Here is a 14530-nt window from a genome sequence, read left to right on the forward strand (position 1 = left end):
GATTATCCTCTACGTTGCTTTTTTCTTTTCCCTTTCGCTTTTCTCTCTCGAAAAGGCATGGCTAAGGATGCAAATTCTTTCATCGCTCGTCGATAAACATCTCGCTTGAAAGAAACAACTTGCCTAACTGGATACCAGTAACTTACCCAGCGCCAACCATCAAATTCAGGGGATTTTCCGCGTTGCATATTAATGCGAGACTCATCGCATTCTAATCTCAGCAGAAACCATTTCTGTTTTTGGCCGATACAAACAGGCTTGGAGTCCCAACGCACCAATCGCTTTGGTAGCTTATATCTTAACCAATGACGACTTGTTGCAATGATCTTAACGTCTTTTTTCGTTAAACCGACTTCTTCGTATAACTCCCTGAACATGGCTTGTTCAGGGGTTTCACCTTCGTCAATCCCACCTTGTGGAAATTGCCATGAGTGTTGCCCGTATCGTTTAGCCCAGAAGACCTGACCATGGTTATTACATATCACAATACCAACATTAAGTCGGTAACCATCGCCATCTATCACTGGCTAACCTCTATGAATAAATTTTTTATTACCGTGATTTTTCCACATATCCCCATTACTAGCAAACTTACTGATGTGATATGAGCAAGATTTATTACCTTTTCAGCATTTTTGGATATCTTTTAATCAAACCATACCTTATCAACACAAGAGTGAGACATTGCCCACATTTATTCACCTTTTCTGTGAATAACTTTGTGAAGAATTCAATTCAAATGAGTAATTCAGTTCAATCCCATCAAATGAAAAACAAATGAATAAACAAAAAAACAAACATAAAACATTGATAAAAAAGTATTTATTTTTAAAAATAACGATAATTCGATCTTCAATTTCTTGATGATCTTTTCACCAAACTCAGATCGGTCAAAGATCCACCAACAGGCTATTTATCCACACTTACCTGCTATTCGTTTAGATGATTACAACAAAATCAACCCCAAAAATGCATTTTAACCCCTGTTTATTCATACAGACCTCGTCAGGATCTTATCAATACCTCCTCCACCTGTGGATAAGTTATGAATTGATCGTTCTTACACCGCCTCGATGAAATCTTAAACAGTAGATTTGGTCGGAGTTTGATAAACTATATTTTTTGTAATACCACCTTGTAACTATGAAACCAGAACCACAAACAGAAGCAGAGCTATTGGAACGAGCGCATGATATGGCAGGACTCAGTTTTGCTGAGTTGGCCGCCGAGGCGAATATGATTGTTCCTGAAAACTTAAAACGTGATAAAGGTTGGGTGGGTCAATTACTCGAATGGCACTTGGGCGCTCCAGCTGGCAGTAAACCTCAACAAGATTTCGCAAAACTAGGGATCGAGTTGAAAAGTATTCCGATCAGTTACTCTGGCAAACCTTTAGAAACAACCTTTGTTTCTGTGGCCCCCCTCACTGGTGTTCATGGTCTTACATGGGAAACAAGTCATGTTCGAAACAAGCTATCTCGTGTGCTTTGGGTACCCGTAGAAGGAGAACGAGAAATCCCACTCGCTGAAAGACGTGTGGGCAGTCCACTCATTTGGTCACCAGATGAAGAAGAAGAACGGATTTTGCGAAATGACTGGGAAGAGTTAATGGAGATGATCGTCTTGGGAAGATTTGATCAAATTTCCGCCAGACACGGAGAAGCGCTGCATCTTCGCCCTAAAGCCGCAAATGCAAAAGCGCTCACCGAAGCATATAACTCAAATGGTAAGCCGATGAAAACTCTGCCCCGAGGCTTTTACCTTAGAACACAGTTTACTGAACAGATCTTACTCAAGCACTACATTAACACTCAACCAGAATAAAACTATATCAGCTATTTAGTGCGTCACGAGCGATAACTCAATATCGCAGTATGAGGCTGCCTCTTCAGTGCCACATTCGTCATACGCATTGCGCAGCCTTAAATACGCTTTATCGACCCCTAGCCTCAATAGTTCTTCTTTTACTAAGTCTAGAGAGCCAAAATGTATCGGGTCTTCACCGTCTTTAATCGGCTCAAGTTGATGCTTGTACTCCACAGCTAAAAGATAGTCAGAGACATCAGAACACCCAATCACAAATACTTTGGGAGTTTTATAAGTATCTTTATGTGGACCATGTAGCCACATGTCCAATTGATGCTTCTGCATAACATACCTCCTTCACACGATCATTTAAGTGTAGTTAGGCTAACTGTAGCTTTCGAGTTTGCTCTTCCTTTATACGTAAATCATTTGCGATTGCGGCTACAAATCCCCTATATTGGAGTCACTTATTTAGTCGGTAACTCTTCAAGGACGTGATATGCAATACACAAAACTACCGCACTCATCACTTGAGATCAGTAAAATCTGCCTCGGCACTATGACGTTTGGCGAGCAAAACACAGAAAAGGACGCCTTTGAACAGCTCGACTTTGCCCTCGATCATGGGGTGAACTTCATCGATACCGCAGAGATGTACCCTGTACCGCCAAACTCGGAAACACAAGGGCTCACCGAGCAATACATCGGTAATTGGTTAGCAAAAAGCGGCAAAAGAGAAAAAGTAGTACTGGCAACAAAAGTGGCAGGCCCTCGAAATGTTCCTCACATTAGAGACAACATGAGCCTCAATCGTCGCCACATCCATACAGCAATTGATGACAGCCTTAATCGTCTACAAACCGATTATGTCGATTTGTACCAACTACATTGGCCGCAGCGTCAAACCAACTGCTTTGGTCAACTCAACTACCCATACCCTGACAAACAAGAAGAAGTCACGTTAATTGAAACGTTGGAAGCGCTTACTGAATTAGTGAATGCAGGTAAAGTGCGCTATATCGGCGTATCCAACGAGACGCCGTGGGGGGTGATGTCGCTACTGCGTTTGGCAGAAAAACACGATTTGCCAAGAATTGTCTCCATTCAAAACCCATATAACTTATTGAACCGCAGCTTCGAAGTTGGCTTGTCTGAAATCAGCCATTACGAAGGCGTTCAGTTACTTGCCTACTCTCCTTTGGCATTTGGCTGCCTGAGTGGTAAATACCTAAACGGGGCAAAACCTGAAGGCGCTCGATGCACTAAGTGGGAGCGTTTTGCGCGCTACTTCACTCCACAAGGTGTTAAAGCGACCGAAGCTTACGTCAATTTAGCTCAAGAGCATGGTCTAAACCCTGCACAAATGGCGCTCGCGTTTGTCAATCAGCGTCCATTTGTTGCTTCTAACATTATAGGAGCAACAAACCTAGACCAATTAAAAGCCAATATCGACAGTATTGATTTGCAACTTAGCGACGAACTACTTACTAAAATTCAAGCAATAGGTACAACTTACTCGAATCCTTGCCCTTAACAGTACCACCTTCAAACGAAAACAGCTGATCTTCAAGATCAGCTGTTTATCCAATGAAGTCATACTTCATATAAAAAGTTAAGCGTGTTGAATGACTCGTTAGCAACTCAGTCAGCCCAACACGCTAACGATTACGTCATTATTCGCGACGTTAAGACTCGACGAAGGTGACGAACTCGACGTTCAACTTTTACTGCATCCGGAACATTGGCACGTGTAGAACGCCCATCGCGATCTAAACCAATATCCCTCAATAGATGGACATTCGTCCATGGAATATCATGAGCAGTTCGGCGTATGGTTCGCTGCCATTGCTTTTCTTCGCGTTTAAGGTCTGCTTTCAATAGCAAAGTGGCCAATTGTAAGTAAATAGAGTGACGCATAATATTTTCTCCGATTATCGATGTATTCGACTGGGAAAAATAGTGCGTAAAATGAACAGAAATATTCTGTTGATACTAAGCCGCTACTTTCCCGCAGCCTAGTAATAAATATGATAGGTTACGGATTAATTTTTATCTTGTGAGCCAGTGGTATTGGTATCATCCGATTTAAGGGTTATCGGAGCGATAGGCATACGATCAGCGCAAGCAGTGGTGTTAACAACGTAATGTTTCATCTTGCGCCTCCTAGCTAAAAATTAATCCGTTTATGAAAGGTATAACTCATTGAGTTACGGTTAAATTGTAAGCTTTGATGAATATATATCAAACATTTTTTGCCTTTTTGATTAAAAACAAATCAATACACCGCAATTTAGTTTCATATACTTTTATGTATAACATATTCACCTGAGGAATATATAAATTTGCGGATTTTATAAATCAAACCAAACAAAAAATAAAAAGAGCGGCTCTGTGGCCACTCTCTTTTATTGTATTTATTCGCCTATTTGACACAGGGAAAGGCCAACTACATGGCTTGTTCGGAAATCAAGTTATGTTTATTAAGTAGTCGATACATGGTTGCACGCGAAACTCCGAGCTCTTTCGCCGCATTTGAAACTTGACCAGAATGAGATTCCAAAACAACCAGCAACGCATCACGTTCACTCTTCTCACGGATTGATTTCAAGCTGCGCTTTGAGTCATTACGTTGAGGTAAATCTAAGTGATGCTCTTCAATCATTACGCTGTCGGACATTAATACCGCTCGCTTCACTTGGTTCATCAGCTCACGCACATTTCCAGGCCAGAAATAACGTGTCAGTGCCTTGAATGCATCCTCAGAAAAGCTTTTTGCTTGCGAGTTGTACTCTTTTGAGAACTCTTGTAAGTAGAAACGAGCCAGCAATGCGATGTCACTCGCACGTTCTTTCAAGCTAGGGACATTGATGCGCAGAACGTTGATGTAATGGTAAAGCTCTTCATTGAAGTCACCGTCAATCAAAGCTTTTTCAACATCTGACGAGTTAGCAGCAAGAATACGCACGTTAACCGCTTTTACGCCATCTTTGGTATCAATGGTGCCTTCTTGCAAGAATCTAAGCAGATTCATTTGCTGCTCTTTTGAAATGGTAAGAATGTCGTTAAATAACACGGTGCCGCCATCTGCTTGTTCAAGCAGGCATGCTTCCATATCTTCATCGGCGTTAATACCAAATACTTCAGCTTGGAAACGTTGTTCATTGAGTGCGCGACAGTTAATTGCCATAAACGGTTTATGAGAGCGTGAAGAGACTTTATGGATGGCCCTAGCAACCGCCTCTTTACCAGTCCCACTTTCCCCAGAAATCAGAATGCTGACGTCCGTTGGACCAATGCGCTTCACTTGATCGCGTAAACGTTTCATCGGGATAGATTCACCGATCAAACCCATATCTAAACTGCTACCAAAACTAGGCCAAACTTTTTTCTCTAACTTAAGCATGCCAAGCTGGTGACCTATTGTGCTTAATAACTGTGCATCTGGGATCGGCGCTGTGAAAAAATCGATACAAAAGTTAACAATGAACTGGCATATGGTGTCAGTGCCAAGCTGAGATTCACGAATAAACGCTAACCAACGTACGTGTTTGTGAGAGCTGACTAAGTTCGCCAAACCATTCAAGCTGAACTCGTCATGGCTGAGATCAACAATACCGATACATGGACCAATATCTTCTAACAGCGTATTAGCTTTGCGTAAGTCACCTACTTGGTGACACTTCCAGCCCACTTGCTCCAGTACCGATAACCAAGGCTCATAAGTACCGCCAACTACCACAAGCGATCCCGGGATGGAATCCATCTTAAACTGCCCAGCCATTCTCTAACCCTTTTTCATTGTTAATAGAAATTTTGTGCCACAAACTTATCTTTGCGAGCGGGTAACATTATCGAGACTCCGCCCCCTCACGTCTGTCTCAGTATTAAGACTATGCAATAGATTGAGATTTGGCGAATGTTTATTTGCATATCCCATTAAAAGGCAAGTGCAACAACTTGAATTACCTTAACTAAAAGGCAAAAAAAAACCACCCGAAGGTGGTTTTTTTTACTCATCCTATCGAATTACGCTTGCGGGCGCATTGCAGGGAATAAGATCACGTCACGGATAGTGTGCGTGTTAGTCAGTAGCATAACCAAACGGTCGATACCGATACCTTGGCCTGCTGTTGGCGGTAGGCCGTGCTCTAGAGCAGTAATGTAGTCTGCATCGTAGAACATTGCTTCGTCGTCACCAGACTCTTTCGCTTCAACCTGTGCTTTAAAGCGTGCATCTTGGTCTTCAGCATCGTTAAGCTCTGAGAAACCGTTCGCTACTTCACGGCCACCGATAAAGAACTCAAAGCGGTCTGTAAAGAACGGGTTATCGTCGCTACGACGAGCCAACGGAGAAATATCTGCTGGGTAACCAGTGATGAACGTAGGCTGCATTAGCTTAGGTTCTGCTGTTTCACCAAAGATCTCTTCAAGAAGCTGACCACATGTCCAGAAAGGTTCTACTTCAACGTGAACAGATTTCGCGATAGAAACCATTAGATCACGGTTTTGTAGGTCTTCTTCTGTTAGCGCTTGGATTTGCGCGTGGTCTGGGTTGTAGTGCTTGATTGCTTCGAACATGCTCATACGAGTGTAAGTACCACCAAACTCAACCGTTTCATCACCGTAAGGCATTGACGTTGAACCTAGAACTTCTTGCGCCACTGAGCTTAGTAGTTCTTCAGTTAGGTCCATCAGATCTTTGTAGTCTGCGTACGCCATGTAGAATTCCATCATTGTGAATTCTGGGTTGTGGCGTGGAGAAAGGCCTTCGTTACGGAAGTTACGGTTGATTTCGAATACGCGATCAAAACCACCAACAACTAGACGCTTCAGGTATAGCTCTGGCGCGATACGTAGGTACATTGGCATGTCTAGTGCGTTGTGGTGCGTGATAAATGGACGCGCACTCGCACCGCCAGGGATAACGTGCATCATTGGCGTTTCAACTTCCATGAACTGCTTAGAGATCATGAAGTTGCGGATTGCAGACATTACTTTAGAACGTACTACGAACGCTTGACGAGAGTCTTCGTTAACGATCAGGTCAACGTAACGTTGGCGGTAACGCATCTCTTGGTCAGTTAGACCGTGGAACTTTTCTGGAAGTGGACGTAGTGCTTTGGTTAGCAACTCGTACTCTTCCATGTTCACGTATAGGTCACCTTTACCAGACTTATGAAGTGCACCTTTAACACCGATGATGTCACCGATATCTAGACCTTGGTATTTTTCTTTAAGTACTTTTTGAACCGCTTTGTCAGCGTAAGCTTGGATACGGCCAGAAGTTTCTTGAATTACCAAGAATGGACCACGTTTAGCCATGATACGGCCAGCGATTGCTACTACGTGGTTAAGCTCTTCTAGCTCTTCCTTCGTCTTTTCACCGAACTCTTTCTGAAGGTCGCCCGCTAGTGCGTCACGACGGAAGTCGTTTGGATGGCCGTTCGCTTTGCAGCTCTTTCGGATTGCATCCAGTTTAGCGCGGCGTTCAGCAATCAGCTTATTTTCTTCTAGTACAGTTTCGTTTTGAACAGCATCAGTCATTTTCGATGTATCCTGTTTTTGTCGGTGAAAAGCTTTATAGACCTGATTTCAGGCTAGCTTCAATAAATTTGTCCAGATCGCCATCAAGAACCGCTTGAGTATTACGGTTTTCAATGCCCGTACGGAGGTCCTTAATACGTGAGTCATCCAATACGTAAGAACGGATCTGGCTACCCCAGCCAATGTCAGACTTAGCGTCTTCATTAGCTTGTTTTTCCGCATTTTGCTTTTGCAATTCAAGCTCAAATAGCTTCGCTCGAAGCTGTTTCATTGCCTGATCTTTGTTCTTATGTTGAGAACGGTCATTCTGACACTGAACCACTGTGTTCGTAGGTACGTGCGTAATACGTACCGCAGATTCTGTGGTGTTTACGTGCTGACCACCTGCGCCTGACGCACGATAAACGTCAATGCGTAGGTCGGAAGGATTAATGTCGATGTCGATGTTTTCATCAATCTCTGGATAGATGAACGCAGAAGCAAATGACGTATGGCGACGACCGCCTGAATCGAACGGAGATTTACGAACAAGACGATGAACGCCCGTTTCAGTACGTAACCAACCGTACGCATATTCACCAGAGATGCGAACTGTTGCCGACTTAAGACCCGCGACTTCACCTTCAGAGACTTCAATCACTTCAGCTTTGAAGCCCTTCGCTTCTGCCCAACGTAGGTACATACGCAGCAGCATGTTAGTCCAGTCTTGTGCTTCTGTACCACCAGAGCCAGCTTGCAAATCGATGTAACAATCAGAGCTATCGTGGTCGCCAGAGAACATACGACGGAATTCAAGCTTTTCTAGCTTCTCTTCCAACTCAGCAAGTTCTGGTTCAATTTCGTCAAATGTTTCTTGATCTTCTTCTTCTACAGCCAGCTCAAGAAGACCTTCTACATCTTCCACACCTTGCTCTAGTTGATCAATGGTTTCAACAACCGCTTCTAGTGATGCACGCTCTTTACCCAGTGCTTGCGCACGCTCAGGTTCGTTCCATACATCTGGTTGTTCAAGTTCTGCGTTGACTTCTTCTAGACGCTCTTTCTTCGCGTCATAGTCAAAGATACCCCCTCAGGACATTTGTGCGCTGAGACACGTCCTGCAGACGGTTTTTAATTGGATTGATTTCAAACATGTTTACTCAACATTTTAGAATAGAATTTAACCGAGAAATTCTACTGAAAAATGTGACCGAGATACAGGAAAATTTCGGATGAGAAATCAGATTGCGGTGAGAGAGAGCACGGTCATAAAATTTTACGCCCACTTAGGGGCAACCGTACTCTATAAGAAAGGTTGATCTAGGTATTACTTAGCTTCGATATGGTCGATCATCAATTGCAATGATTGATTACCACGAAATTCATTCACATCCAGCTTATACGCGAGACGTACTGTTTTAACCGATGCATCTGGCCATCGACGTAGATCAACATTGAATGCGATACCGTCGATCATCACATTGGTAGGGTGACCTTTATAAAGCGGCTCTAACATCAATTTAAGATGCTTCTCACCCACCAGCTTTTGATGCAGTACTTTAAACTCACCATCAAAGATTGGCTCTGGGAAAGCTTGTCCAAAAGGGCCACCCGATCGCAGCTGTTCAGCAACATGCATAGAGAACTCTTCCGGCTTAAGTTCGCCATCTGACATGATCACGCCTTTTAGCGCCGCTTCATCGAGTTCCTTTTTTACCACTTCATCAAACAAACGACTGAAACGCTCAAAATCCTGCTCTTTAATCGTTAAGCCTGCTGCCATGGCGTGTCCACCAAACTTGATGATCAAACCCGGGTTTTGCGTGTCGATGAAATCCAACGCATCGCGCATGTGTAGCCCCGGAATAGAACGACACGAGCCTTTAATCGTCCCTTCTCCACCATCAGCAAATGCAATGACTGGACGATGAAACTTCTCTTTAATGCGCGAAGCCAAAATACCAATCACACCTTGGTGCCAATCACGTTGGAATAAGGCTAAGCCATAAGGAAGCTCATTGCCTTCACCAAACTGAAGGCGCTCACAGAAAGCCATCGCTTCTTGCTTCATGCCTTCTTCAATCTCTTTACGAGTCTGGTTCAAGCCATCCAATTCACTTGCCATGCGACGAGCAGCGTGGATGTTGTTACACATCAATAGTTCAACACCGAAAGACATGTCATCAAGACGACCTGCAGCGTTAATACGTGGACCTAAAGCAAAGCCAAAATCGGACGCAACTAAACGACGCGCATCGCGCTTCGCGACCTCAATTAATGCCTGGATGCCGGGACGCGCTTTGCCCGCACGAATACGTTGCAAGCCTTGGTGTACAAGAATGCGGTTGTTTTCATCCAATGGAACGACGTCGGCGACGGTACCCAGTGCAACAAGGTCAATCAGTTCCATCAACTTGGGCTCTTGCATCCCCTGTTCTGCAAACCAATTGTGTTTTCGCATATGAACGCATAGTGCCATCATGAGATAAAACGCGACCCCTACACCCGCAAGCGCTTTAGATGGAAAGCTACAGCTCTCAAGGTTTGGGTTCACCATTGCATCCACATCAGGCAACACTTGTCCTGGCAAGTGGTGATCGGTAACAAGCACGGTAATGCCATTTTCTTTTGCGTAACGCACGCCTTCGATTGATGAGACGCCGTTATCCACCGTCATGATCATCTCAGCGCCAAGCTCTAAGGCTTGGTCAACGACTTCTGGGCTTAACCCATAACCGTCTTCAAAACGATTTGGCACTAGGTAATCCACATTGTGACTACCAAGCATGCGCAGCGCGAGTACTGATAATGCTGAGCTTGTCGCGCCATCAGCGTCAAAATCACCGACAACGATGATGCGTTTTTGTTCTTTTATCCCCTGAAACAAAAGATCGACAGCTTGCTCAATCCCCCCGAGTTTTTGATATGAATGCAACCCACGGGCCGACGTTTCTAATTGTGAAAGATCCGTTATCCCACGGTTGATGTAGATACGTTTAAGAATCGGAGGAATGGAATCAGGAAGAAGGGAAAGATCAGGTTCAGGACGTCGTTGAATTTCTATCATGCTTAAAAGAGCCGACAACTTTGCCGACTCTGCTCCTAATGGATTATAGTTGCTTTAAACGTTTCAATAGCTCTGCAGGTGGTAGGTAGCCACCAACCATTTCGCCATTCGGTAAGAAGATTGCTGGCGTACCAGAAATACCCAATTGGCGACCTAGATTGTAATGCGCCTGGATGGTTTCTTTACACTGTTTCAGGTCTTTCGCAGGGTTATCAAATGTACGATTCACTTTCGCGTTGTGCATTGCCGACGCCGGATCTTCAGCACACCAAATCGTTGCCATTTGTTCTGCCACAGGGCCAGTTGCACCTTGGCGAGGGTAAGCCATGTAACGCACTGTAATACCTAGATCATTATAGCCTTGCATTTGGCTATGCAGACGCACACAGTAACCACATGTGATATCGGTGAATACGGTCACAACGTACTTTTCATCGTCGGCTTTGTATTCGATCATGCTATCGGAGAACTGCGCAATTTTCTCGGCGTTAAGCGGCGCTTGACGCTCTGCTATGACATCTTTGTAACTGCCATCATCATTAATGGCATAAAGCGTACCGGCGATAAAATGGCTACCATCATTTGAAGCAAACAGGATCCCGCCATTGGTTTGAATTTCCAATAAGCCAGCGACGTCTGATGGTTGAATATCAACGATAGATAAACCAAGCTTTGAGAACTTAGTTTTTAATGCTGCTTCATCAAAGCCGCTTTGTGCAGCTGGCGCCACTTGTTGCGCAGGAGTCTCCGTTTGAGCCTGACTTTCTTCTGCACCACAAGCGGTAACAAAAAATGGTAAAGTCAGCAGAGTTAGTCGGCGTAATACGCTCATGAAATTCACCTTAATGTAAAATCGTTTTTCCAAGAGGACATGGATGAATCTAACCATTGTTATGCTCTTGGGTGGTGTTGACTGTGGATCTGCTTCAATCGTTCAGTCGCCACGTGAGTATAAATTTGCGTGGTCGATAAGTCACTATGTCCTAAAAGCATCTGTACGACCCTGAGATCTGCGCCATAGTTCAATAAATGCGTGGCAAAGGCATGACGCAGTACGTGCGGCGACAGCTGATCAGTATCAATCCCTGCTATCAAAGCATAGTATTTAATACGGTGCCAAAACGTCTGACGAGTCATCTGTCTTGCGCGTTTACTAGGAAAAACAATATCAGATGATGTATCACCAAGTAACGCAGGGCGCCCTTGTTGAATGAACGTCTCGATCCAATCGACCGCGTTTTCCCCCATAGGAACCAGGCGTTCTTTACCACCTTTACCAGTCACGCGCACCACCCCTTGGCGCAAGCTAACATTTTCCATGGTCAAACTGACGAGCTCTGTCACACGCAACCCTGTCGCGTAGAGTAGCTCTAGCATCGCTTTATCGCGCAATTCTATAGGGTCATTCGGGTCTGGCGCTTCGAGCAACGCGTCCACTTGCTCTTCACTAATATCTTTGGGTAAACGTTGTGGCAGTTTAGGACTAACCAAAAGCGCACTCGGGTCATCAGCACGCACCTTCTCACGATGCAGGTATTGAAATAAACGGCGAATCGCCGACAACATACGCGCACGAGACGTCTGTTTGTAATCTAAATCTACAAGGTGGCTTTGATATTCTTGCAAGCCAGACAAACTGATAAAATCAAGACGGTATCGATGTTTTTCCATCCACACGAGCAGCTTCATTAAATCGTTTCGGTAGGAAGCTAACGTGTTCTCTGATAGGCCACGCTCCATCCACATCGCATCTAAGAATTGCTCAACAAGCGAAAAATCTTGTTGATTGACAGGCTGTTGTGCCGTCATGAATGCTTCCTTATCTGTTTATATTTACAGTATTTAGATTAAAGCACCTGCCAATCCAATACCATAAAAAATCATCCCACATAGGATATTCGCTGCAATCTTCCTCAATTTATGGTTAGAATCTTCCACAACAGCAACACAAATAACGACGAATATAATGAAAATCGGACTCTTTTACGGCTCAACGACCTGCTACACCGAAATGGCAGCAGAGAAAATTCGTACCCTTATTGGTGAAGACCTTGTCGACATTCACAATGTGAAAGAGACACCGTTATCACTAATGGCGGACTACGACTTATTACTCCTTGGCATCTCAACTTGGGATTTTGGTGAAATTCAAGAAGATTGGAACGCGATTTGGCAAGACATCGCGACCACACCACTGAAAGGCAAAGTTGTAGCGCTGTTTGGTCTGGGTGACCAAGAAGGTTACGGAGAGTGGTATTTAGATGCGATGGGCTTACTTCACGATGAATTGCAAGCCACAGGCGCAACCTTTATCGGTTACTGGCCAAATGAAGGCTACGAATTTGAAGCATCGAAAGCATTGATCGAAGATGGCAGCAAGTTTGTTGGACTTGCGTTAGATGAAGACTCACAGTACGAACTGAGTGATGAACGCATCGAAAAATGGTGTGAACAAGTTCTTGTGGAATTCCACGACACGCTTTAATAGCGCAAACACGTAATCATTAAAAAGTAAAAAGCCCGATGAAGTAATTCATCGGGCTTTTTATTATCTTGATAACGCGAAGTGATTACGCGGTTTCTTGTGCTAGCTCTGGGCGAGGTTTCGCGATGAAGAACATGCACACGATAGCCGCAAATGTTGGAAGCACCCAACCCATGCCGACTTCGAATAATGGCAACATGTTAAACGCAGAAACATCAATACCCGATACTTTTGCCGCATCAACCAACGCAAACAGCAGAGATACAAGCAGTACTGCACGGTAAGCAAAGCGTGGATTCGGCAGTTTGCTACGCACAAATGTTAGTGCAACCAACGCAATCGCCACAGGGTACAGCGCAAACAATACTGGCACTGACAGAGAAATCAGCTGCGCAAGACCAACGTTTGCAACCAATGCACAAACAGAACCATTAATCAGTACCCATTGCTTGTATGACAGTGGTGTTTTCGAGCTGAAGAAATCTGAACACGCAGAAATCAAGCCAATCGCGGTTGTCAGACACGCTAGCAATACGATGACAGACAGAACGATTTGACCGTATGGACCAAACAACGCTTGAACGTATTGGCTAAGCACTAGGCCACCATTATCAGCACCAGCAGCAACCGTTGCACTCGTCGCACCTAAGTAAAATAGTGAGATGTAAACAAACGCAAGACCAGCAGCAGCAATACAACCTGCATAGATCAGATATTTAGTAGTTGCAGAGCGCTCAGTAATGCCTTTACCGCGCAGTGCATCAACCATCAGCATACCAAACATCAATGACGCGAACGTATCCATTGTGTTGTAGCCTTCTAAGAAGCCTTTGGTCAGAGGCTGCGTTAGGTATTCACCGTGCGCGCCAATCATATCGCCCTGAGGATCAAGGAAGACAGCGACAGCAAGAATGATCAAACCAACGAACAATGCTGGTGTCAGTACTTTACCGATAAGATCGATCAAACGGCCTTGGAACCATGAGAACATCATCGCCGCAATAAAGAAGATCACTGAAAATGCAGTGAGATGCGTTTGTGACGCTTCAAGGAAGAAAGGTTTCACCGCCATCTCGTAAGCCACTAGGCCAGTACGAGGCGCAGCAAACGCAGGACCGATGATGATGAAGATCAACGCAGCCATAATAACCGCTGCTTTTTTCGGAAGATCTTGCGTTAAGTGATCCCAAGAACCACCAGCAACAGCAATAGCAACGATAGTAATAAGAGGTAGACCTACCGCTGTCAGCAAGAAACCAAACATAGCTGGCATTAAGTTTTCACCCGCTAACTGACCCGCTAGAGGTGGAAAGATAATATTGCCCGCACCTAAAAAGAACGCAAATAGCATAAAGCCTACTGCGATAATATCTGTTAGTTTTAACGTCTGCTTCACAGATAACCCTTGTCTTTTAATTAATGAATGTTGTGTATGCTTAGACCACTTTTTGTATACCTAAAGTCAATAAGTACACGTGGTTCAATCTATAAAATTTTCGCCGCATAATGACGAAAGACTCATCATTTGGCAACCTTTAAGAAAAAAACACCATATTAATTTAGTTTTCAAACTTAAAAGCAGTGGATATAACCAGATCCAAATAACAGACCAGTTCTTTATCTCGATCAATTAACAATACAATTTAATA

At 44.1% G+C, this 14530-nt stretch carries 13 protein-coding genes; 3 read left to right on the top strand and 10 right to left on the bottom strand.

Features of this window, described 5'->3' with window-relative positions; all coding sequences use genetic code 11:
* Window positions 1-2: 2 nt before the first annotated feature.
* Window positions 3-524 (bottom strand): RNA pyrophosphohydrolase, encoded by a 522-nt coding sequence (gene rppH, locus R7H07_RS13890; protein ID WP_005381953.1) that lies wholly within the window; start codon window positions 522-524, stop codon window positions 3-5.
* A gap of 619 nt (window positions 525-1143) precedes the next feature.
* On the opposite strand from rppH, the gene mutH reads away from it, so the two are divergent.
* On the top strand, window positions 1144-1824 hold the full coding sequence (gene mutH, locus R7H07_RS13895) for a DNA mismatch repair endonuclease MutH (RefSeq protein WP_017821501.1): 681 nt from the start codon (window positions 1144-1146) through the stop codon (window positions 1822-1824).
* A gap of 15 nt (window positions 1825-1839) precedes the next feature.
* On the opposite strand, the gene R7H07_RS13900 is transcribed toward mutH, so the two are convergent.
* Complete coding sequence (locus R7H07_RS13900; protein ID WP_005381772.1) at window positions 1840-2151, bottom strand: DUF6482 family protein; 312 nt, start codon at window positions 2149-2151, stop codon at window positions 1840-1842.
* 154 nt (window positions 2152-2305) lie between these two features.
* Between R7H07_RS13900 and R7H07_RS13905 the strand changes: the two genes are divergently transcribed.
* Window positions 2306-3340: an NADP(H)-dependent aldo-keto reductase gene (locus R7H07_RS13905; RefSeq protein ID WP_206959262.1), complete on the top strand. Its 1035-nt coding sequence runs from the start codon at window positions 2306-2308 to the stop codon at window positions 3338-3340.
* 131 nt (window positions 3341-3471) lie between these two features.
* Here the strand turns inward: R7H07_RS13905 and R7H07_RS13910 are convergent, their stop codons facing one another.
* From R7H07_RS13910 to xerD, 7 genes are all read right to left on the bottom strand, one after another.
* On the bottom strand, window positions 3472-3723 hold the full coding sequence (locus R7H07_RS13910; protein ID WP_005381776.1) for a hypothetical protein: 252 nt from the start codon (window positions 3721-3723) through the stop codon (window positions 3472-3474).
* 529 nt (window positions 3724-4252) lie between these two features.
* On the bottom strand, window positions 4253-5587 hold the full coding sequence (gene vpsR, locus R7H07_RS13915) for a cyclic-di-GMP-binding transcriptional regulator VpsR (protein WP_017635067.1): 1335 nt from the start codon (window positions 5585-5587) through the stop codon (window positions 4253-4255).
* A gap of 245 nt (window positions 5588-5832) precedes the next feature.
* Window positions 5833-7350, bottom strand: a complete 1518-nt coding sequence (gene lysS, locus R7H07_RS13920) for a lysine--tRNA ligase (RefSeq protein WP_005382861.1) — start codon at window positions 7348-7350, stop codon at window positions 5833-5835.
* Between the two features lie 34 nt (window positions 7351-7384).
* A protein-coding gene (gene prfB / locus R7H07_RS13925) for a peptide chain release factor 2 (RefSeq protein ID WP_100068604.1) occupies window positions 7385-8483 on the bottom strand; the annotation gives its coding sequence in 2 pieces (ribosomal slippage) (window positions 7385-8407 and window positions 8409-8483; 1098 coding nt in all).
* A 173-nt stretch (window positions 8484-8656) separates the two neighbouring features.
* Complete coding sequence (gene recJ, locus R7H07_RS13930; RefSeq protein WP_017635068.1) at window positions 8657-10396, bottom strand: single-stranded-DNA-specific exonuclease RecJ; 1740 nt, start codon at window positions 10394-10396, stop codon at window positions 8657-8659.
* Window positions 10397-10439: 43 nt separating this feature from the next.
* The gene (dsbC, locus tag R7H07_RS13935) at window positions 10440-11228 is read right to left on the bottom strand and encodes a bifunctional protein-disulfide isomerase/oxidoreductase DsbC (RefSeq protein WP_005381786.1); all 789 of its coding nucleotides are present in this window, start codon (window positions 11226-11228) and stop codon (window positions 10440-10442) included.
* A gap of 59 nt (window positions 11229-11287) precedes the next feature.
* Window positions 11288-12205 carry a site-specific tyrosine recombinase XerD gene (gene xerD, locus R7H07_RS13940; protein ID WP_005381788.1) on the bottom strand — a complete coding sequence of 306 codons (918 nt, stop codon included), beginning with the start codon at window positions 12203-12205 and terminating at the stop codon, window positions 11288-11290.
* A gap of 157 nt (window positions 12206-12362) precedes the next feature.
* Here xerD and fldB point away from each other — a divergent pair, with 157 nt between their 5' ends.
* Window positions 12363-12881, top strand: coding sequence for a flavodoxin FldB (gene fldB, locus R7H07_RS13945; RefSeq protein ID WP_005381790.1), 519 nt, complete (start codon window positions 12363-12365; stop codon window positions 12879-12881).
* 85 nt (window positions 12882-12966) lie between these two features.
* Here fldB and brnQ read toward each other — a convergent pair whose 3' ends face one another.
* Window positions 12967-14277 (bottom strand): branched-chain amino acid transport system II carrier protein, encoded by a 1311-nt coding sequence (brnQ, locus tag R7H07_RS13950; RefSeq protein WP_005382851.1) that lies wholly within the window; start codon window positions 14275-14277, stop codon window positions 12967-12969.
* Window positions 14278-14530: the final 253 nt, after the last annotated feature.

The sequence above is a fragment of the Vibrio sp. Vb1127 genome, from assembly GCF_033338735.1.
Taxonomy (GTDB): Bacteria; Pseudomonadota; Gammaproteobacteria; order Enterobacterales; family Vibrionaceae; genus Vibrio; species Vibrio alginolyticus.